The 20,055-nt window shown below is 73.0% G+C and carries 18 protein-coding genes; 2 read left to right on the plus strand and 16 right to left on the minus strand.

What is annotated here, in order from left to right:
- Positions 1–7: 7 nt before the first annotated feature.
- The 16 genes from ACN265_RS14645 to ACN265_RS14720 form a co-directional block, all read right to left on the minus strand.
- Positions 8–1,471 carry a dihydroorotase gene (locus ACN265_RS14645; RefSeq protein ID WP_421408102.1) on the minus strand — a complete coding sequence of 488 codons (1,464 nt, stop codon included), beginning with the start codon at positions 1,469–1,471 and terminating at the stop codon, positions 8–10.
- Positions 1,468–2,934, minus strand: coding sequence for an MmgE/PrpD family protein (locus ACN265_RS14650; protein ID WP_420117314.1), 1,467 nt, complete (start codon positions 2,932–2,934; stop codon positions 1,468–1,470). The genes ACN265_RS14645 and ACN265_RS14650 overlap by 4 nt, the downstream gene beginning before the upstream one ends.
- The gene (locus tag ACN265_RS14655; protein ID WP_421408105.1) at positions 2,927–3,766 is read right to left on the minus strand and encodes a cyclase family protein; all 840 of its coding nucleotides are present in this window, start codon (positions 3,764–3,766) and stop codon (positions 2,927–2,929) included. The genes ACN265_RS14650 and ACN265_RS14655 overlap by 8 nt, the downstream gene beginning before the upstream one ends.
- Positions 3,767–3,801: 35 nt before the next feature.
- Positions 3,802–5,067, minus strand: a complete 1,266-nt coding sequence (locus ACN265_RS14660) for a CaiB/BaiF CoA transferase family protein (RefSeq protein ID WP_420117312.1) — start codon at positions 5,065–5,067, stop codon at positions 3,802–3,804.
- A complete protein-coding gene (locus ACN265_RS14665) occupies positions 5,064–5,891 on the minus strand; it encodes an IclR family transcriptional regulator (RefSeq protein ID WP_357017171.1) in 828 nt (275 codons plus the stop codon). The genes ACN265_RS14660 and ACN265_RS14665 overlap by 4 nt, the downstream gene beginning before the upstream one ends.
- A 46-nt stretch (positions 5,892–5,937) precedes the next feature.
- Positions 5,938–6,927, minus strand: a complete 990-nt coding sequence (locus tag ACN265_RS14670; protein ID WP_421408109.1) for an EamA family transporter — start codon at positions 6,925–6,927, stop codon at positions 5,938–5,940.
- A gap of 63 nt (positions 6,928–6,990) precedes the next feature.
- A complete protein-coding gene (locus ACN265_RS14675) occupies positions 6,991–7,809 on the minus strand; it encodes an alpha/beta fold hydrolase (RefSeq protein ID WP_420117310.1) in 819 nt (272 codons plus the stop codon).
- Positions 7,806–9,170: a M20/M25/M40 family metallo-hydrolase gene (locus ACN265_RS14680; RefSeq protein WP_421408113.1), complete on the minus strand. Its 1,365-nt coding sequence runs from the start codon at positions 9,168–9,170 to the stop codon at positions 7,806–7,808. Before ACN265_RS14680 ends, ACN265_RS14675 begins: the two co-directional genes overlap by 4 nt.
- A gap of 50 nt (positions 9,171–9,220) precedes the next feature.
- On the minus strand, positions 9,221–9,973 hold the full coding sequence (locus ACN265_RS14685) for an SDR family NAD(P)-dependent oxidoreductase (RefSeq protein WP_420117308.1): 753 nt from the start codon (positions 9,971–9,973) through the stop codon (positions 9,221–9,223).
- Positions 9,970–10,821, minus strand: a complete 852-nt coding sequence (locus tag ACN265_RS14690) for an ABC transporter permease (RefSeq protein WP_421408115.1) — start codon at positions 10,819–10,821, stop codon at positions 9,970–9,972. The genes ACN265_RS14685 and ACN265_RS14690 overlap by 4 nt, the downstream gene beginning before the upstream one ends.
- Before the next feature lie 12 nt (positions 10,822–10,833).
- On the minus strand, positions 10,834–11,658 hold the full coding sequence (locus ACN265_RS14695; RefSeq protein ID WP_420117306.1) for an ABC transporter ATP-binding protein: 825 nt from the start codon (positions 11,656–11,658) through the stop codon (positions 10,834–10,836).
- A gap of 27 nt (positions 11,659–11,685) precedes the next feature.
- Positions 11,686–12,798: an ABC transporter substrate-binding protein gene (locus tag ACN265_RS14700; protein ID WP_420117305.1), complete on the minus strand. Its 1,113-nt coding sequence runs from the start codon at positions 12,796–12,798 to the stop codon at positions 11,686–11,688.
- Between the two features lie 139 nt (positions 12,799–12,937).
- Entirely contained in the window at positions 12,938–13,369 is a 432-nt protein-coding gene (locus tag ACN265_RS14705; protein ID WP_420117304.1) for a nuclear transport factor 2 family protein, read from the minus strand.
- Positions 13,369–13,680: a hypothetical protein gene (locus ACN265_RS14710; RefSeq protein WP_420117303.1), complete on the minus strand. Its 312-nt coding sequence runs from the start codon at positions 13,678–13,680 to the stop codon at positions 13,369–13,371. Before ACN265_RS14710 ends, ACN265_RS14705 begins: the two co-directional genes overlap by 1 nt.
- Positions 13,680–14,756, minus strand: coding sequence for a class I SAM-dependent methyltransferase (locus tag ACN265_RS14715; RefSeq protein ID WP_421408120.1), 1,077 nt, complete (start codon positions 14,754–14,756; stop codon positions 13,680–13,682). Before ACN265_RS14715 ends, ACN265_RS14710 begins: the two co-directional genes overlap by 1 nt.
- A 95-nt stretch (positions 14,757–14,851) precedes the next feature.
- Positions 14,852–16,867 (minus strand): FAD-dependent oxidoreductase, encoded by a 2,016-nt coding sequence (locus tag ACN265_RS14720; protein ID WP_421408123.1) that lies wholly within the window; start codon positions 16,865–16,867, stop codon positions 14,852–14,854.
- Between the two features lie 422 nt (positions 16,868–17,289).
- Here ACN265_RS14720 and ACN265_RS14725 point away from each other — a divergent pair, with 422 nt between their 5' ends.
- Positions 17,290–18,759: an RICIN domain-containing protein gene (locus ACN265_RS14725; RefSeq protein ID WP_421408126.1), complete on the plus strand. Its 1,470-nt coding sequence runs from the start codon at positions 17,290–17,292 to the stop codon at positions 18,757–18,759.
- Positions 18,760–18,923: 164 nt separating this feature from the next.
- On the plus strand, positions 18,924–20,054 hold the full coding sequence (locus ACN265_RS14730) for a helix-turn-helix domain-containing protein (RefSeq protein ID WP_421408129.1): 1,131 nt from the start codon (positions 18,924–18,926) through the stop codon (positions 20,052–20,054).
- Position 20,055: the final 1 nt, after the last annotated feature.

A 20,055-nucleotide genomic window follows, 5' to 3' on the forward strand; every position in this document is an offset into this window, starting at 1 on the left:
ACGCCTCCTACCGCGCGGTCCGGGCCACGTAGCGGCCCTGCGGGTCACCGGTTACCTTGCCGTCGACCAGGACGTGCGCGCCCCGCACGAAGGTGTCGGTGACCCGGGCGGTCAGGTCGAACCCCTCGAACGGGGTGTACTCCTGGGTGGACTCGGAGTCCTCGGCGCGGACCGTCCAGGCGCTGTCCGGATCGACCAGGCACAGGTCGGCGTCGTACCCCTCGGCGATCGCGCCCTTGCCGGCCAGGCCGAACCGTCGGGCCGGGTTCCACGAGGTCAGCGCCGCCACCCGGGACAGCGGCAGGCCGCGCCGCCGGCCCTCGGTCACCAGACCCGGCAGCAGGTACTCGGCCCCACCGAAGCCCGACTTGGCCAGGAAGATGTCGTCGCGCGGCTGGCCGAACTTGACCTCGTCCTTGCAGCAGGCGTGGTCGCTGACCACCCAGTCGACCCGACCGGCGAGCAGGTGTGCCCAGAGCGCCTCCACGTCCTCGCGGGGACGCAGCGGCGGGTTCACCTTGCCGCCGAGGCCGTGCGCGGTGGTGATGTCGGCCAGCAGGTGCCCGATGGTGACCTCCCGGCGGAAGTCGATGTGCGGGAACGCCTCGGCCATCCGCAACGCGGCGTCGAGCGCCTTGGCCGAGGACAGGTGCAGCAGGTTGACGTTCGGCAGCCCGGTCTCGTGGGCCAGGTACGAGGCGATCGAGACCGCCAGCCCCTCGGAGTGCGGCGGCCGGGAGGCGTGGTACGCCTCCAGCCCGGTCAGCCGGCCCTCCTGCTCCACCTGCCGGGTGTAGGCGCTCATGATCTCGGCGGTCTCGCAGTGCAACGACAGCGAGATCTGCGCCGCCAGGTCGGGGAAGCGTTCCCGGGCGGCCTGCACGCCGCGCATCACGAACTCGAAGTGCGCGTAGTCGTACCGCTCGTCGTCGGGGATCATCAGGAAGGAGTTCTGGTCGGCCGAGCGACCGTGCAGGCCGTGCCCGCCGTAGAACATGAAGATCTTGAAGGAGGTCACCCCGAACCGCTCGACCAACTCCGGGATCTCCCCGATGTGCTCGCGCATCATCGGGGCGAGATGGAAGCCGTAGTCGATGTGCGACCGGCCCTCGCAGGCGGCCAGCACCTCCGGGAAGAAGTCCGCGTACCGGCCACCACGGTTGAGGTAGTACTGCCCGGTGCGCATGTACGTCAGCGCCGTGGTGACGCCACCCTGGGCCGATGCCCGGCTCTCCGAGGCGGTGTCCTCCCCCAGCGGATTGTAGATGCCCCAGTGCTGGTGGGCGTCGACGACACCGGGAAAGGCCAGCCGGCCCTGCCCGTCGAGCACGGTGGCGGCCTCCCGCGCCTCGATCCCCGGGGCGACCCGGCTGATCCGGCCGTCGGTGATCGCCACGTCCACGGGTTCGGCGTCGGGCCGGTCGTGCCGGACCACCCGGACGTCGCGCAGCAACAGGTCGTAGGTGCTCATGCTCTCACTCCTCGGGGTGTGTCGTGGGTGGCCACCGCGGTGGCCGCTGCCGGTCCGGCCGCCGCGAGCAGCCCGGTCAGCCGCCGGACGTCCGGGGCCCGGTCCAACCGGCCGATCTCCTGTTCGACCGCCGCGGCGACCTCCTCGGGCAGCCGGCCGGCGACGTTGTGCCGGAACTTCACCGCCAGCTCCGCGCGGGTCAGGGGGCGTTGCGGCCCGCCCCGGTTGGTCAGCACCTCCTCGGTCCACTCCCGCCCGTCGCGGGTGACCACCCGCAGGACGGCCGGGAACTGGTACGGGAAGATCCGGTCGCAGCGCGCGTCGGGCACCACCTCCACCCGGTCCATCACCGCCCGGCGGGACTCCTCGACCGCGAGGGCGTCGGTGAAGTCGTCCGGGCCGACGCCCAGCACGCCACCGCCGTGCAGCCCCGCAGCCACCGCGTACGGGCCGCTGAACTGCGCCTCGTAGCCGGTGGCGGGACGACGCTTGCGGTCGATGGGCTGACCGATCGTGCGGATCACCGGGGTGGGCACCCCGAGGGTCACCTGCGCCACGTCCTGCGGGGTCACCCCCCGCGCCCGCAGGGCCAGGGCGGCGTCGATGGCCGCGTGGGTGAAGTGGTTCGCCGGGTACGGCTTGAAGAAGATGTCCGGCACCGCCCAGTCGACGCCCAACCCACGGACGATCTCCGCCGGGTCGTACTCGCCGCGCAGGAACGCCTCGAAGAAGCCGAAGCGCCCCTCCAGCACCGTCGGTGGGCCGGTGATTCCGTGCCGGGCCAGGCTGGCGGCGGTGACCGCCGAGTGGGCGGCCCACCCGCAGTGGATCCGCTTGACCGTGCCGCCGGTGCGGTTGGCCTCGATCAGGCCGGCGGCCATCGAGGCGGCCACCCCGAGCGCGTCGAGGGTCCGGTCGCCGTCCAGCCCGAACAGCCGGGCGGCGGCCACCGCGCCACCGAGGGTGCCGCAGATCGAGGTGGCGTGCTGACCGTGTTCGAAGAAGACCGAGTTGCCGGCGTCCCGGTCGTAACCGGCCATCCCGAGCCGGACGCAGACCTCCAGGCCGACGGCGATGGCGGCGACCGTCTCCGCGCCGGAGGCGCCGGTGAGTTCGGCGGCGGCCAGCGCGGCGGGCACCACCGACGCGCTCGGGTGCAGCACCGACGGCAGGTGGGTGTCGTCGTAGTCGAGGGAGTGCGCCAGCACCCCGTTGGCGAAGGCGGCCAGCGGGGCCGGCACCGGGGTGGGCAGTCCGATCGCCGTCGCCCGGCCCAGGCCGCCCTGCTCCCGGACGTACTCCAGGGCGGCCCGGCTGGTCGGCAGGTCGACCGCGGCCACGCAGAGGCCGACGACGTCGAGCACCCGGTTGCGGACGCTGTCGACCACCTCGGCGGGGAGGGCGGCGGCGGGGGTTCCGGCGGCGAAGACGGCTAGCTGCCGCCCGAGGGTCGACTCAGGCACGGCCGACCACCGCCAGCGGCCGGACCGGGGAGCCGGTGGCGCCGTAGAGGGCGAGCGGGGCCATCATGAAGGTGAACTCGTGGACCCCGTCGCGGGCGATCTCCTCCAGCGCCATCGTCTCGATCAGATAGATGCCGTGCTCGACCAGCAGCACCCGGTGCGCCGGCAGTGCGCTGTGCCCCTGGCCGGGGCGCAGGCACTCGAAGGCGATGGTGTCCGCGCCGGCGGCTTGCACCCCCGCGGCGGCCAGCCACTGCGCGCCCGCCGTGCTGATGCCCGGTACGCCCGACTCCCGGCCGACGTACCGGCCGGGGTCCTCGTCGTCGAAGTGCCGACCCCAGCCGCTGCGGATCAGCACCACGTCGCCCGCCTGCACCGGGGTTCCCTGGCGGCGTACGGCGGCGTCGAGGTCGGCCGGGGTGATCTCGTAGCCGGGCGGGCAGTCCGGCAGGTCGAGCGCGGCGGGGACGTCGAGCAGGACACCCCGGCGCACCATCGGCGCGACCGTGTGCACACCCAGCTCGGTGAACCGCCCACCGGCCTGGGCGGCGGCGGCGTCCGCGCCGCCGTGCAGCCGGCCGTCGTGGGAGACGTGGGCCAGCGCGTCGACGTGGGTGCCGACGTGGGTCCCCATCACCAGCAGGTCGTTGGCGGCGGACCCACCGTCGGCGCGGACCATGTCACCGTGCCGGCGGGGCATGCTGAGCCAGAACGGCGGATGGTTCGGCGACTGCGGCATGCCGATCGAGAGCTGCCGGCCGAGGTCGTAGATCGCTACGCCGGCGCGGACGGCGTCGAGCAGCCGGTCGGCGTGTCGGGCGGTGGTCGTCACGGTTCCTCACGTTTCAGCGGGTTACGGCCACACCGTCAGGCGACGATGTGGCGGGCTCGGAGGTCGGCGAGTTCGGCCGGATCGCAGCCGCACTCGTCGACCAGCAGGGAGTCGGTGTCCGCGCCGAGGGCGCGGCCGGTGAAGCGGACCCGTCCCGGGGTGCCGGACATCCGCCACATCACGTTGTGCATCCGCATCGGCCCGAGGTCGGGATCGTCCACGGTGGTCAGCATCTCGGTGGCTCGAACGTGCGGGTCCTCGACGATGTCCCGGGCGTCGTAGACCGGGGCGACGGCGGCGCCGGCCTCGGTGAACGCCCGGGTGACCTGGGCGCGGGTCCGCGCAGCGATCCACCCGCCGACGTGGGCGTCGAGTTCGTCGGCGTGCCCGGCCCGGCCGGCCCCGGTGCGGAACCACGGTTCGTCGATCACCTCGGGGTGCCCGACCAGCCGCAGCACCCGTTCGGCGATCGCCTGGGCGCTCGTCGACACGGCCACCCACGCGCCGTCACTGGTGCGGTACGTGTTGCGGGGCGCGTTGTTGACCGACCGGTTGCCGTTGCGCTGCTCGACGATCCCGAGCTGGTCGTAGACGGTGGGGCCGGGGCCGACGGCGGTCATGATGGGCTCCAGCAGGCTCATGTCGATCACCTGCCCCGCGCCGCCGGTGCGGTCCCGGTGCCACAGCGCCATCATCACCGCCGAGGAGGCGGCGATCCCGCAGATGCTGTCGGCCAGCCCGAACGCCGGCAGCGAGGGTGGGCCGTCGGCGGCGCCGGTGAGGTGGGCGAAACCGCTCATCGCCTCGGCGAGGGTGCCGAAACCGGCCCGCCCGGCGTACGGGCCGATCTGCCCGAACCCGGTGATCCGGGCGATCACCAGGCCCGGGTTGACCCGGTGCAGCTCCTGCGGGCCGACCCCCCAGCGTTCCAACGTGCCGGGGCGGAAGTTCTCCACCAGCACGTCCGCCCGGGCGGCCAGCCGCAGCAGCAGGGCGGCACCCTCCGGGGCGGACAGGCTCAGCCCGACGGTGCGCTTGTTGCGGGAGATCTCCTTCCACCACAGCGGATGGCCGTCGCGGGACTTGCCGTGCCCGCGCATGCTGTCACCGGCGGTCGGATGCTCGATCTTGATCACCTCGGCACCGAAGTCACCGAGGATCTGGCAGCACAGCGGACCGGCCAGGATCGTCGACACGTCCAGCACCCGCAGGCCGGTCAGCGGCCCGTCACCGGGTGGGGCGGCACCGGGCCGGTCGGCGGCGGACCGGGTCGGGTCGGGCCGGTCGTCGGTCGTCGTCATGATGTCCCCTCTCCCCCGCCGGAGCGCGGCATCGGCGGCCGGAAGCCGAGTTCGGCGGAGATCTCACCGGCGGCGGCGGCCACGAGCGCACCGTGCGCGGCGCAGACCTGCGGGGTGAACCGGTCCTGCGGCCCGCACAGCGAGATGGAGCCGAAGACCTGACCGGTGCCGTACCGGACGGCGGCGGCGACACTGCCGGCCCCGTTCTGCCGCTCGCCCAGGCTCACCGCGTACCCCTGCCGGCGGATCCGGGCGAGTTCGGCCCGCAGCAGGTCCGGGTCGGTGATCGTCGACGGGGTGACCCGGTCCAGCGGCTGCCCGAGGTACTCGTCCAACTCGACCGCCGGCAGCGCGGCCAGGATCGCCTTCGACGACGACCCCGAGTGCAGCGGGTGGCTGGTGCCGAGGGAGACCGACATGCGCACCTCGTGCGGGGAGAGCACCTGGTCGATGTAGACCCTGATCCAGCCCTGCCGCACCGACAGGGTGGCGGTCTCCCCGGTGCCCCGGACCAGCCGGACCAGGTACCGCCGGGCGATCTCCGGCACGTCCAGCGCCCGCAGCGCCGCCAGGCCCACCGCGAGCGCCCCGGTGCCCAGCCGGTAGCGCTTCGTCTCCTCGTTGAAGCTGAGGAAGTCGTCGGCCACCAGCTCCTTGAGGATGCGGTACGCGACCGCCTTCGGCAGCCCCAGCTCCCGGGCGATGGTCGACACGCCGAGGGTCTCCGGCGCCCGGCCGGCGATGATGTTGATGACGTCGAGCGCCCGCCCGAGACCGGAGCGGACCGGTCTGTCGTCCCGGGCGATGACGGGGGTGGTGGTCATGTCAGTCCTCACTGTCGACGTACGCGGGGTGGGCAGGGACCGCCGCTCACGGTGGCGTCACGGGGGTGCCCGGCGGCAATCCTCGCAACTGTCGATGTCGTTCCACCGCCACCACGAGCGCCACCGAGGCGAGCACGACGACGCCGGCGAGCGCCTGCCGGCCGGTCAGCCGCTCGTCGAGCACCACCATGCCGAGCAGGACCGCGATCACCGGGTTCACGTAGGCGTACGTGGCGACCAGTTGCAGCGGGGCACGGCGCAGCAGCCAGGTGTAGACGGTGAAACCGACGACGGTGCAGACCAGCATCAGGTACAGCCAGGCCAGCCAGGACCGGGTGGTCACCTCGGCGGGGCGCAGGTCGTGCCACTCGCCGGCGAACAGGCCGGCGACCGCCACGCAGGCGCCGCCGACCAGCATCTGCCACCCGGTGCCGACCAGGTGGTCGGCCGGCACGGCCAGCCGCTGGGTCAGCGTGGAGCCGAGCGCCCACACCACGGTCGACGCCACGATCGTCGCCATACCCGCCAGGTGCAACCCCTGGCCGGGGGCGGCGACCAGCAGCAACGCCAGCCCGGCCAGTCCACCCAGGACCCCGGCCACCGCCGCCGGCCGGGGGCGTTGACCGGAGCCGAGCCGGATCAGCAGCACCCACAGCGGCATGGCGGCGACCAGCAGGGAGGCCAGTCCGGAGGCGACGTACTGCTGACCGACGGCAAGCAGGGCACTGCCCGCGCCGACCATCAGGACTCCCCCGGCGGCGACCCCCGGCCACTGGGCCCGGGGCAGCCGCAGCCGGCCCGGCCCACGCCGGACCGCCACCACCGTGCACACCAGCACCCCGGCGGCCAGGAACCGGCCGGCGGTGGACACCATTGGCGACAGGCTCTCCAGGGTGATCCCGTTGCCGAGGTAGGTGGAGCCCCACAGCAGGTAGACCGCGCCCAGACCGGCAGCCGTGGCGGCGGGCTCACCCGGACGGCCGGGTGCCGCCGGTGGCCGGGCGGCCACGACGGTCGCCCGGTCAGCGCCGGCCATCGGCCCGGACCCCCGTCCGTGGGTCGGCCCACGGGGTGTAGGTGCACCCGGGCCGCCGGCCGGTCACGGGGTCGCCACCTCGACGTCGAGCTGCCCGGCGACCGCGTCGGCGAACGCCTCGGGCTGCTCGTCGGCGACGAAGTCGGTGCCACCGGGGATGGTGACCAGCGGCGCGTGCGGCAGGGCGGCGCGCACCACCGGGGTCATCCGGTCGACCAGGTCGTCGGCCCCGTGCAGGAGCACGGTGGGCACCGCCGCCAGGGCGGCGGTGTCGAGGGTGTGGTCGAAGACCGCCCGGTAGGCGGTGGCGTAGTCCGGCCCGGTCATCAGGTACTCGGCGACCTGCCGGTCCGCCTCGTCGGGCGTGAGCCGGGGATAGAGGCCGTACACCCGGTCCCAGATCACCCGCAGGTGCGACCCGTCCCGGTGCGGCTGGTAGCCGGGGGCGTAGGTCGCCTTCTTCTCGGCCCGCTCGGCCGGATCGTAGAGCGGCAGGCCCTGCAGGATCAGCCGACCGACCCGGTGCGGGGCCCGCAACGCCGCCTCGGCACCGATGGTCGCCCCGGTGTGCTGTCCGAGCAGGTGCACCCGGTCCAGCCCGAGGGAGTCGGCGGTCTGCCACAGCGCGGTGGCGTACTCGGGGATCGACCACGGGTGCGGTGGCGGGTCGGACATCCCGAAGCCGGGGGTGTCCACCGCGACGACGTGCAGGCCACGGGCGGCCAGTGGGGCCAGGGCCGCGTCGTAGGTGGCCGACGACAGCGGCGACTGGTGCACGATCAGCAGGGTCGGCCGGGCGGGCGGGCCGGCCTCGCGGTAGTGGACCTGACCCCAGGGCAGGTCGACGTAGCCCCGACGGGCGGTGCCACGGACCCGGCTCACCGGGTCACCGCCAGGGCGGCCATGACCTCGACGACGTGCTTGATGCCGGCCCGGTAGTCGTCGAGCCGGATGTTCTCGTTCGGCCCGTCCACCCCGGAGTCGGCCCGGGACACGCCGACGCCGACGATGGGCCGACCGGCCAGGGTGCCCTGGTTGCCGATCCACTGGGTGTACGGCTCGATCACCGGTTCGGTCCGGTAGACCCGCCGGGCCGCGTCGGCCACCAGGGCGACGAACGGGTCCCGGTGGTCGGTCATGTTCGGCCGGCTGGTCGCCATCACCTCGACGTCCAGATCCCCGAAACCGGTCGCCTCCAGGTGGTCGCAGACCGCGGCCAGCACCCGCTGCGGGTCCTGACCGGGGACCAGCCGGATCTCCACCTTCGCCGTGGCGGTCGACGGGATGCCCAGGGTGACGTCGTCACGCATGTCACCGCCGGAGATCCCGGCCACCGTGAGCGTGGGGACGGTACGGATCGCCACCGCCGCCTGCCGGTCGTCGAGGCCACCGGCGAAGCTGGTGACCCCGGCCCGGCGGCGCAGGTAGTCCCCGTCGAACTCCACCTCGGCGAGCAGTTCCCGCTCCTGGTCGGTCAGCGGGCGGACGTCGTCGGCGAAGCCGGGGACGGTGACCGTGCCGTCGGGGCGTTGCAACCGGGCCAGGGCGGCGGCCAGCCGGGCGGTGGCCGCCGGCAGTAGCGCGGTGTTCTGGCTGGTCAGGTCGCGGGGCAGGGTGCGGGCGGTGAGCCGCAGGTAGAGCACGCCCTTCTCGGCCAGTTTGAGCAGCGGGCGGTCCTGCCCGTCCACCCAGGAGTTCTCCCACAGCGCGCCGTCGCTGGTCAGCCGGTCGGCGTGGGCGTCGACGAACGAGCCGAGGCCGGGGCTGTGCAGCCACTTCTTGCCCTCGAAGATGAACCGGCTGGTGACCGGGGCGGGCAGGCCGGCCAGCCGCCAGGCGGCCACCGCGTGGATGCGGGACATCAGGGCGCCCTTGTCGTCGGCCACCCCCCGGGCGTACAGCCGGCCGTCGTGGATCTCGGCGGCGTACGGCGGGCTGATCCAGTCGGCGTCGTCACCGGCCGGCTCCACCTCGACGTCGTAGTGGGTGAAGTGCAGCAGCGCCCGCTCCCCGTCGCCGGGCATCTCGGCCAGTACGTACGGGTACGAGTGCTCCCAGTCGACGAGGTCGGCGTGGCCGCCCCAGCGGCGTACCGAGTCGGCGATGAACTCCGCCGTGGCGAGCATCTGGTCCGGTTCCTGTCGACGGCTGCGGATCCGGCAGAGCTGCTGGAGTTCGGCCACGAACTCGTCGAAGTGGGCGTCCACCGCCGCGAGCGCGGCTGCGGTGTCGGGGTGTGCCATGAGGGGTTCCTCCCACGGTGTGGTCCGGTCGGCGGTGCGGCTGCCGACCGTCAGTGGATGGTGACGCCACCGTCGACGAAGAGCGTCTGGCCGGTGACCATGGCGGCGGCGTCACTGAGCAGGTAGGCGACCGCGTTGGCGACGTCGGCGGGCTCCGCCATCCGGCCCAGCGGGATGGTCGCCAGCTTGTCGGCGAGATAGCCGGCGTCGCCGCGTACGTCGGCGGTCATGTCGGTGGGCACGATGGTGGGGCCGACCGCGTTGACCCGGATCCGGTCGGGCGCCCACTCCAGTGCCAGCACCCGGGTCAGGTGCAGCACGCCGGCCTTGCTGACGCAGTAGCCGACGGTGTCGAGCACCGCGATGTGGCCGTTGGTGGAGCCGATGTTCACCACCGACCCGTGGGTGTCCCTCAGCGCCGGGTACGCGGCCTGGCAGACCCGGAACGTGCCGGTGAGGTTCACGTCGAGCACGGTGCTGAAGTCCTGCTCGCTCATCGTCGCGGCCGGCCCCCGCCGGACCACCCCGGCGTTGTTGACCAGCAGGTCGAGCCGGCCGTGCCGGTCGAGGACGTCGGCCACCAGGTCGACGCAGGACCGGCCCGACCGGACGTCCACCCGGTGCCGGCTGTGCGGCCCGTCGGGGGTGGGGGTGTCCCAGGTGTCGGCGACGTCGGCGTGCGCCACGGTCGCCCCCCGGGCGGCCAGGGTGGCGGCGATCCGCGCGCCGATGCCCCGGGCCGCCCCGGTGACCAGCGCCACCCGGCCGTCGAACCGGTTCGGGTCGTCCGTCGGGACGCTCATGCCCCGATCACCTTGGTGTCCTCGGCCCAGAACGCGAGCCGTCGTTGCAGCAGCCGGATGACGAAGTGCGCGACCAGGCCCATCAGCGACAGCACCACCAGCACGGCGAACATGCCGGCGATGTCGAAGTTGTAGTTGGTCTGCAACAGCAGGTAGCCCAGCCCCTCCTTGGCGCCGATGAACTCACCGACGACCGCGCCGAGGATGGCGAAGACGATGCCGATGTCGAGGCCGGCGAAGATGAACGGCAGCGCGCTCGGCAGCCGGACCATCCGGAAGATCTGCGACCGGCTCGCGCCGAACACGGTGAGCATCTGGATCCGGTCGGCGTCGGCGGCCCGCAGCCCCTCGATGACGTTGACCAGCATCGGGAAGAACGAGATGACCGCCGCCATCACCACCTTGCTGGTCAGGCCGAAGCCGAACCAGAGCACGAACAGCGGGGCGAGGGCGACCTTCGGCACGGTCTGGAACGCCACGATGTACGGCATCAGGGTGGCCTCGACGACCTTGATCTGGGAGATGAAGGTGCCGAGCAGGACCGCCGCGCCGACGCCGATGGCGAAGCCGAGCAGCGACTCCTGGGTGGTCACCCAGAAGTGCCCCCAGAACTGGTCGTCGGTGAGCTGCCGGTGCAGCGCCTCGGCGATCTGGGAGGGGCGGGGCAGCACGTACTCGTCGACGTCGAGCAGTTGGGTGCCGTACTCCCAGGCGAGCACAACCACGACGAAGACCGTCGGGACGAGCCACAGCTGGGGACGGTCCCGCAGGTCGAACCGCCGCCGGGCCGGCTGCTGGCCCGGCGGTGCGCCGGGGGACGGCTTGTCGCGCACATCTGTCGTTGCCATGGCGGCACCTCGTCAGTCGATCACGCCGGCGGCGTGGAAGTGGCGGCGGATCCGGTCCACGTAGACCCCGGCCCGGTCGGAGGACATCACGCCCAGGTCGCGCGGGCGGTCCAGGTCGATGGGCAGCACCTCGGCGATGCGCCCCGGGCGGGAACTGAGCACGACGACCCGGTCGGAGAGGAAGACCGCCTCGGGGATCGAGTGCGTCACCAACACCACCGTCTGGTTGCTCTCCCGCCAGATGCGTAGCAGCTCGACGTTCATGTACTCGCGGGTCATCGCGTCGAGCGCGCCGAACGGCTCGTCCATCAGCAGCACGGCCGGGTCGTGCACCAACGCCCGGCAGATGCCGGCCCGCTGCTGCATGCCGCCGCTGAGCTCGTGCGGGTACTTCCCCTCGAACCCGGTCAGGCCCACCATCTCCAGCAGTTCCTGGGCGCGTTGCCGGTGCCGGGCGGGATCCAGCTTCTGGATCTCCGCCGGCACCATGACGTTGTCGAAGATGGTGCGCCAGGGCAGCAGGGTGGGCGCCTGGAACACCATCCCGACCTCGCGGAGGGGTCTGACCACCTCGGTGCCGGCGATCCGTACCGTGCCGCCGGTCTTCGGGCTCAACCCGGCCAGGATCTTGAGCAGGGTGGTCTTGCCGCAACCCGACGGGCCGACGACCGAGATGAACTCGCCGCGCCGGACGGTCAGGTTGATGTCGCGCAGTGCCTGGGTGGGTGCCGACCGGCGGGGCTGGTACTGCTTGTCCAGGCCGGCCACCTCGATCCAGGAGTCCTCAGACACCGTGGCCGGCTGCTGCTCCCGGCGTCCCATCGCCTTGATGGCCATCGCGTTCCCTTCCGCGTCCGCCGCGCGCTACTGGGCGGGGTAGTTGGCGGCCTTGTCGAGCACCGCGGCCTTGTCGAACTGGTTTGCGCCGGAGAGCAGACCCGGCTCCCACACGTCGCCGAGGGGAACGTCACCGGTGATCTGGCCGGCCTCCTTGGTGTACGACTGGGTCTTGGTCCACTCCTGGTCGCTGATCGCGCCCCAGTCGCCGAACTGATCCGGGCTGCCGGACGCCGGGGTGGCGGTCTTCAGCCAGGCGGTGAGGCTCCTGGTGTCGGCGGGTAGCTGCGCCGCCGCGTCCTTACCGGCGAGGATCTGCGGGAACACCTTGTAGCCGATCCGCATGGCGGCCTCCGGGTTCTTCGCGGAGAAGAGCATCGCCTTGTAGGCCGCCCGCAGGAACCGGGTGTAGACGTCCCTGTTGTCGTCGAGCTTGCGGGCGCCGACGGCGAAGCTCAGCGACCGGATCCCGTCGAAGGCGTCGGGGTTGTCGAGGTACTTCAGCGTGGTGCCGGAGTTCTCGATCACCGCGTACGCCTGGGTGTAGAGCGCCAGCACGTCGACCTTGCCGTCCTTGAGCGCCGCGGCGGCCTGCGCACCGACCCCGACGGGCAGCAGCTCGACGTCCTTGGCCGGGTCGAGGCCGGCCGCCGCGACGTAGGCCCGGGCGTACGGGGCGGACCCGGACGCCAGGCTGATCACCCCGATCTTCTTGCCCTTGAGGTCGGCGCCGCCGGTGAGGGTGCTGTCCGGCTTGACCGCCATCACCCAGGGCCAGTTCTGCACCAGGCCGCCGATGGCCTTGACCGGGACGTTCTTCTGCACCGCGCCGAGGATGGAACCGGTGTCGGCGGCGGTGAGGTCACCACTTCCCGAGGCGACCGCCTGGAGCGCGGCGACCGAGCCGTCCGTGTTGATCGTCTCGACGGTCAGCTTCTCCTCGTCGAAGTAGCCCAGTTCCTTGGCCACCGCGTACACGGCGACCTCCTCCTTCGGGCCGATCACCGCCGAGGCGATGGCGAAGGTCAACTTCGCCGGTGCCCCCGCCTCGGTGCCCGACTCGTCACCGGAGCCCCCGCATCCGGCCAGCGTCACCGCGGCGACCAGCGCCGCCGGCAGCAAACCCCACTTGTGCTTCATGTCGATACCTCGTCCTCGTTCAGGGAAAGGGCTGGTCAGCCGCGCACAGCGGCGGCGGCCGGGACGGATCGGTGCTGGTGTGGGTGGGTCGCCCCGACGCCGCCACGGCGGGCGGGAGGCGGGGACCCGGGTCGGTGGATCAGCGGGACGGGTCCCGCCGCGCCACGGTGTCGGCGAGGTCGTTGTAGACGTGCTGCTCGACGATCAGCCCGTCGCGCAGCACGAACACGTCGGCGTAACGGATGTCGTCGAAGCCGGCGCCGTCGGGCCACTGCCCGTACAGCCGACCCAGGGAGACCACCGAGACGGCGTCGCCGTCGGTGCCCACCAGGTAGCGGTCGCGGTGCTTGCGCACCCACCGGTAGGTGCCGGTCGCGCCGGCCACCAGTTCGTCGAGGTTGCGGTAGACCCGGCCGCCGGGAAAGACGATGCGGACCTCCGGTGCGAGCAGGCGACCGGCCCGGTCCAGCTCGCGGTCCTCGCACAGTTGCAGGTAGTGGTCGACCAGCCGGGCCGGTTCGCCGGCGCAGGTGCCCTCGGGGAGGTCCCCGGGCGGTCGCCCGCCGTCCATCAGCCGGCCCTGCCGTTCAGCGCCGCCTCCCACTGGTCGCGCAGCGGGTGCTCCGCGGGGCCCTGCTCGGTGAGGATGCGCATCAGCCGGTGCAGCAACTGGTCGCGGTCGCGGGCCAGGGCGAGCTGTTCGGCGTCGTCGGCGGTGAAGCCGTCGACGTCCCCGGCGTCGATCACGTCCCGGCGGACCAGTAGCTGCTCCAGCACCCGCAGCCGCTGCCGGCTGACGTGCAGCTCGGTGGAGAGTTGCAGCACCAGGTCGAGCAGCTTGCCGAGCCGGGGGTCGCCGAAGTAGTCGAACTCGGTGCTCATCACGCCTCCGGTTTGGTCGCGGACAGTACGGCCCAGGGGAAGTGCCACTCGGACCGGTCGCCCCAGCCCTCGGGCTGCATGCCGTTGCGGCGTTCATCGAACGGTGTCCAGCCGGCGTCGGTGAGGCCGGCCTCGGCGCAGATCGCGAGCAGGTCGGAGCCGAACAGGGCGTGGAAGAACGGCTCGTTGTTCCGCTCGGCGTGCTCGTAGACGGTGGCGTCGCGCAGCGGGTCACCGGTGAGTTGGAACTCCAGGAAACGCAGCGCGCCGCCCGGCTTGAGCAGGCGGGCGGCCTCCTCGATCGTCTCCCGGATGGCCGTGGCCGGCATCTCGTGCAGCACCATCGTGCCGGTGACCACGTCGCAGGAGGCGTCGGCGAGGTCGGTGGCCCGGCCGTCGGCCTGCCGGTAGTCGATGGCCAGGTCGGCGGCCTCCGCCTCGGCGTGCGCCAGGCGCAGTCCGGGGGCGGCCAGGTCGAGTCCGATGACCTGTGCGGTCGGGTAGCGGCCCACCAGCGGCCGGGTGCTCTTGCCGAAGCCGCAGCCGATGTCGACGACCCTGGTCGCGGCGGGCAGGTCGGGCAGCGCGGTCCGGGTGAACAGCTGGTGGAACTTGTAGCCGTCGTTGTCGCGCAGCATGACGATCCGCGCGCCGAACTCGTAGACGTAGGCGGACATGTCGTCGGAGAAGAAGCCGCCCGGCTGGATGTGGATGTCGTAGTCGGTGTACCAGTCCGGCAGGGGCAGGTCGGGGTCGAGGGTGAGCGAGCCGGCCGGCTGCGCCGGGACGGCGGTCAGTTGCCGGGTCAGCTCCGCACGCCGGTCCAGTACGGCGTCGCCGGCCGCCTTCCACAGCATTTTCTGCTGCACCCGCTCCAGGTGGCTGAACCAGGGGTAGAGCGGCAGTTCGCGCAGGGTCCGGCCGGCCTCGTCGATGCTGGTGGCCGGCGCACCGGTGGCGGCGTACTCCCTGGTGAGTGCTGGGTACACGGTGTCGGCCCAGCGCTTGCGCAGGCCGAGGACGAAGTCCACGGCGGATCGTTCGTCCAGGGTCAGGCGGTCCTCGACGTCGAACATGGCTGATCTCCTTTGTCGTGTCCGGTTCCACGCAGGGCGGCGCCGGATCGGGAGGGATGCTCGGGGCGGAGGCGACCGGGGTCGCCGCCGCCGGATCAGTAGGCGAGCGCCACCTGGGCGGCGGCGGGGGTGTCGTGGCGGCCGAGGAAGGCGCCGGCGAACCGGCCCTCGTAGACCGCTTCCAGGGTGGTGCGGGGGGCGTTTGCGTCGCCGACGAGATGGACCCGGGGTCCGTCGGGCGACGCGTCGAGCTGGCGGTAGAGGGAGTCGTCGGCGACCGACGGGCCGGCGTCGACGACCGCGGTGACGTCGTGAATCTCGAGGTCGGGGCCGGTGAGCGGCCCGGTCAGGGCCACCGTGGTCAGGCCTGCGGCGCGGACGGTCCGCAGTGGATGGGCCACGACGCCCAGGTCCGCGAAGCGGCTGAACAGGGCCAGTCGTGAGTAGGTGGTGATCCGGGCGGCGATGCTGGCGGTCGGGGAGACCAGGTGCACCCGGCCGCCCCCTCGGGCCAGGGCCTCGGCGACGGAGGCGGCGGCCCAGCTCCCGTCCTCGTCGATCACCACGTAGCTGCCGGTGACGGGTGCGTCGAGGGCGGCGACCGCCTGCCAGAGGTCGAGCACCGGCGGCCCGCCCGGCAGCGGCCGGGGGCGGGGGCGGGACCCGGTGGCCAGCACCACGTCGTGGTAGGCACCGGCCCGCACCTGCGCGGCGGTGATCCGCCTGCCGAGCAGCACCTCGACCCCGGTGGCGTACGCCTCGGCGGCGAGGTCCCGGGTGAGCAGGCCGAGCCGTTCCCGGCCGGGCACCCGGGCGGCGAGGCCGACCTGGCCGCCGAGCGCGTCACCCGCCTCGGCCAGGGTGACCCGGTGGCCGGCCCGTCGTGCGGCGGTGGCCGCGGCCAGGCCGGCCGGACCACCGCCGACGACGAGCACCCGGCGCGGCGGTGCCGGCCGCTGCGGGCGTCGCCAGGCCGCCGCCCATTCCCGCTCCGCCCCGACCTCGGGGTTGACCACACAGGTGATCGGCAGGCTGGCCTCGACCCGGGCGATGCAGCCCTGGTTGCAGGCCAGGCAGGCCCGGGTCTCGTGGTGTCGGCCCTGGGCCGCCTTGCGGACCAGGTGCGGGTCGGCGATGTGCGGACGGGCCAGACCGACCAGGTCCGCCTCCCCCGCCGCGACCAGTTCGGCCGCCTCGGGCAGGCTGTCGAGCCGACAGACCGCCAGCACGGGCAGGTCCGGGAAGGCCCGCTTGAAGGTGGCCGCGTGGTGTCGGAACGGCGCGTGCCCGAAGCTCATGTCGGCCATCTGGGTGGCCAGGGTGTAGCTGCCGTGATAGGCGGAGTGGCTCACGTGGACGTAGGCCAGCGGGAACTCCTCGCGCAGCCGGGCGACGATCTCCACCATCGCGTCGGGATCCAGGCCGCCGGGAAGGAACTCGTCGGCGCTGACCCGCAACCCGACCGGCAGGTCGGTGGCGGCCAGCACGGCGGTCAGCACCTCGCGGGTGAGCCGCAGCCGGTGGTCCAGGCTGCCGCCGTAGGCGTCGGTGCGCCGGTTGGTGTGCGGCGACAGGAACTGTTGGAGCAGGTGCCCGTGGCCGGCGTGCAGTTCCAGGCCGTCGAAATCGGCCCGCCGCATCCGCCCGGCGGCGGCGGCGAACGCGGCGACCACCACGGCGATGTCGTGGCGACCCATGGCGTGCGGGACGTGCGCGCCGGTGGCCCAGGCCACCGGGGAGGACGACCAGGCGGCGGTGCGGGTGGCGTCGCCGTTGGCCTGCCGGCCGGCGTGCATGAGCTGGGCGAAGATGCGCGTGCCGTGCCGGTGCACGGCCTCGGTGACCGCCCGGTAGGCGGGGATGCCGGCGTCGGTGAAGCTGCCCAGGCTGATGCTGCGTCCGGCGCTGGTCGGGTGCACCCGGATGGCCTCGGTGACGATCAGGCCGACGCCGCCGGCCGCCCGCTCGGCGTGGTAGGCGGCGAGTCGGGGGGTGGGCTCGTTGTGCAGGCCGAAGTTGGTGGTGTGGCCCGGGACGAAGACCCGGTTGCGCAGCGGGACGGAGGCGAGGCGGACTGGCGTGAAGAGGGTGTGCACCGTCCCGTCTGCCATGCTCGGGCCTCCCGTCTGGACGTACCACCACCGGACCGAAGACCGTTCGGGTGGACCGTACGCCGTTCGAATGGAGGGAACGCTAGAGCCGCCTCACGTTGACCGTCAATGACCTACCAGTCAGTAACTTGCTGGTTAGCATAGCTTTGACCTGCTGTTTCTCTCAGGCGAACGGTCGACGGTCCGCCAATCCACCCTCCTGCCGCCAATCGGACACGTGCGGGGCGGCGGCGAATCGACCCCGACAACCGCGACCGCCACGAACGGGCCGACCACCGGCCACACCCACGCCCGCGAACGCCCGGCCGCAAACAAAATCGATACATGTACATAGATCGGTTCCACCGCATATCGTGAGGGTCGAGAAAAGGGCCCGCGCGTCCCCGCGGGCACCTCGCGCCCACCGCCATAGGAGGCGGCCCATGCCTGCCGCGCCCCACCCCACCACCCTCCGCCGGATCGTCCTCGCCCTCGCCGCCTGCGCGGCCGTGCTCGTCCCGCTGACCCTCACCGCCCCCGCCGCGCGGGCCGCGCCCGTCACCGTGGTCAACGGCACGCAGTTCACCGACACCAACGGCGCCGGCGTGCACGCCCACGGCGGCGGCATGATCAAGGTGGGCGACTACTACTACTGGTTCGGCGAGAACCGCAACGACAACAACACCTTCCGGTACGTGTCGGTCTACCGCTCCACCGACCTGCGCACCTGGGAGTTCCGCAACAACGTGCTCACCCAGTCCTCGGCGGGCGAGCTGGCGACGGCGAACATCGAACGCCCCAAGGTGATCTACAACGCCAGCACCGGCCAGTACGTGCTCTGGATGCACTGGGAGAACGGCGTCGACTACAACCAGGCCCGGGTCGCGGTGGCCACCTCCAGCACGGTCGACGGCAACTACCGCTACCTGGGCAGCTTCCGCCCGCTGGGCCACGACTCCCGGGACCAGACGGTGTTCCGCGACGACGACGGCACCGCGTACCTGATCTCGGCCACCCGCAACAACGCCGACCTGAACATCTACCGCCTCACCGCCGACTACACCGGGGTCGCGTCGCTGGTGCGGACGCTGTGGCCGGACAACTACCGGGAGGCCCCGGCGATGTTCAAACGCAACGGGGTCTACTTCCTGGTCACCTCGGGCGCCACCGGCTGGTCGCCCAACCAGGCCCGGTACGCCACTGCCGGCAGCGTCGGTGGCACCTGGACCAACCCGACGAACTTCGCCGACGGCACCACCTACGACTCCCAGTCGGCGTACGTGCTGCCGGTGCAGGGCAGCGCCGCCACCTCGTACCTCTATCTCGGCGACCGCTGGGCCGGCGCGACGGGCGGCCCGGTCAACCAGTCCCGGTACGTCTGGCTGCCGCTGAACTTCCCCACCGCCACCTCGCTGACCATGAACTGGTTCCCGCAGCTCACCATCGACACCGCCACCGGCGCGGTCTCCGGGGTCGACGGCGGCTACACCTTCGACACGCTGCGCGCCCGGCACAGCGGCAAATGCCTGGACGTGCTCGACCGGTCCACCGCCGACGCCGCCGCCGTGGCCCAGTACGGCTGCAACACCGGCACCAACCAGCAGTGGCAGCTACGCGACGCCGGCTCCGGCTACGTCCAGATCGTCGCCCGGCACAGCGACAAGTGCCTCACCGTGGCCGGCGGATCCACCGCCGACAACGCCGCGGTGCAGCAGTTCGGTTGCCAGTCGGGGCGTACCGACCAGCAGTGGCAGGTACGCGACGCGGGCTCCGGGTACGTCCAGCTCGTGGCCCGGCACAGCGGCAGGTGCCTCGACGTCAGCGGCTACTCCACCGCCGACGGCGCCCGGGTGATCCAGTACACCTGCGGCACCGGCGCCAACCAGCAGTGGCAGCGGGTCCGCGTGGGCTGACCGCACCCCGTCCGCCGTCCCGCCTCCCGCAGGCCGGGACGGCGGACGACGACCGCCCCGTGCCCCACCAGCACCGAAACCCGGTGTGACGATTCCCTCACCCCACGTGTCCCCGCGCCGACGTCTACTGGACCGGACAGCAGACGTCCTCGCGGGGGTACGGGGTGCGGGACAGCACGCAGGAACAGCTCCACCGGCTCCGGTCACTGCGGACCGCCGCCGGACTGACCATCGAGGAACTCGCCGCCCGGTCCGGGGTGAGCGCCCGCACCATCGGCGGGATCGAGCGGCACACGATCCGCCGCCCGCACCCCGGCACCCTGCTGGCGCTGGGCACCGCCCTGGGGCTGCACGGGTCCGACGCCGGCCGGCTCGGCACCGCCGACGAGCAGGTCGGCGGGGTCTCCGGGCTGCCCGGGGTGACACCCCACTTCACCGGCCGCCACGCCGACCTCGCCTGGCTGACCGCCCGGCTGGGCCACCGCCACGCGGTACAGCTGATCGGCCTGCCCGGGGTGGGCAAGACCGCGCTGGCCGTCCAGGCCGCCACCCGGCTGGCCGACCGGTTCCCCGACGGGGTGCGCTTCCTCGGCCCGGTCGGGGACGCCACCGCCGCCACGATCGCGCGACGGCTGCTGCCGGCCGCCACGACGGCGTCGACCGGGTCGGACCCGCAGGCCGTCGGGGCGTACCGCGACCTGGTGCGCGCCCGGCGGATGCTGGTGGTGCTGGACGGCGTCCGGGACACCCGCCAGGTCGGGCCGTTGCTCCCCGCGGACGCCGCCGCCGTCACCCTGGTCACCGGCGGGCAGCCGCTGGCGGGGCTGCCGGAGGCCGACCGGTGGCTGGTGCCGCCCCTACCGGCCGCCGACGCACGGGCGGCGCTGACCGCGATGGTGCACGGCAGCGGCACTCCCGCCCCGGCCGTGGCCGAGCTGGCCGCCTGCTGCGCCGGTCTGCCGCTGGCCCTGCGGGTGACCGCGAACCGGCTGCTGACCCGGCCGCAGTGGAGCGCGCAGTGGCTGATCGACCGGTTGACCCGACCGGACCGGGTGCTCGGCGCGCTGGTCGCCGGGGACCTGTCGGTCCGCGACGCCTTCGAGCGGGCGTACGCCGGGCTGCCGTCGCCGGCCCGGCGCGCCCTGCGGCTGCTACCCCGGCTGGTCGGGCCCGCGCCCGCCGAGGCGGGTTTCCTCGATCTGGCCGAACGGGGCTGGCTCACCGCCGGCCGGGACCACCGCTACCAGCCCCACCCGTTGGTCTGTGCCTTCGCCCGGGTGGCACCCGGCACCTGAC

Origin of the sequence: Micromonospora sp. WMMD730, from assembly GCF_049178955.1 — a bacterium.
Taxonomy (GTDB): domain Bacteria; phylum Actinomycetota; class Actinomycetes; order Mycobacteriales; family Micromonosporaceae; genus Micromonospora; species Micromonospora wenchangensis.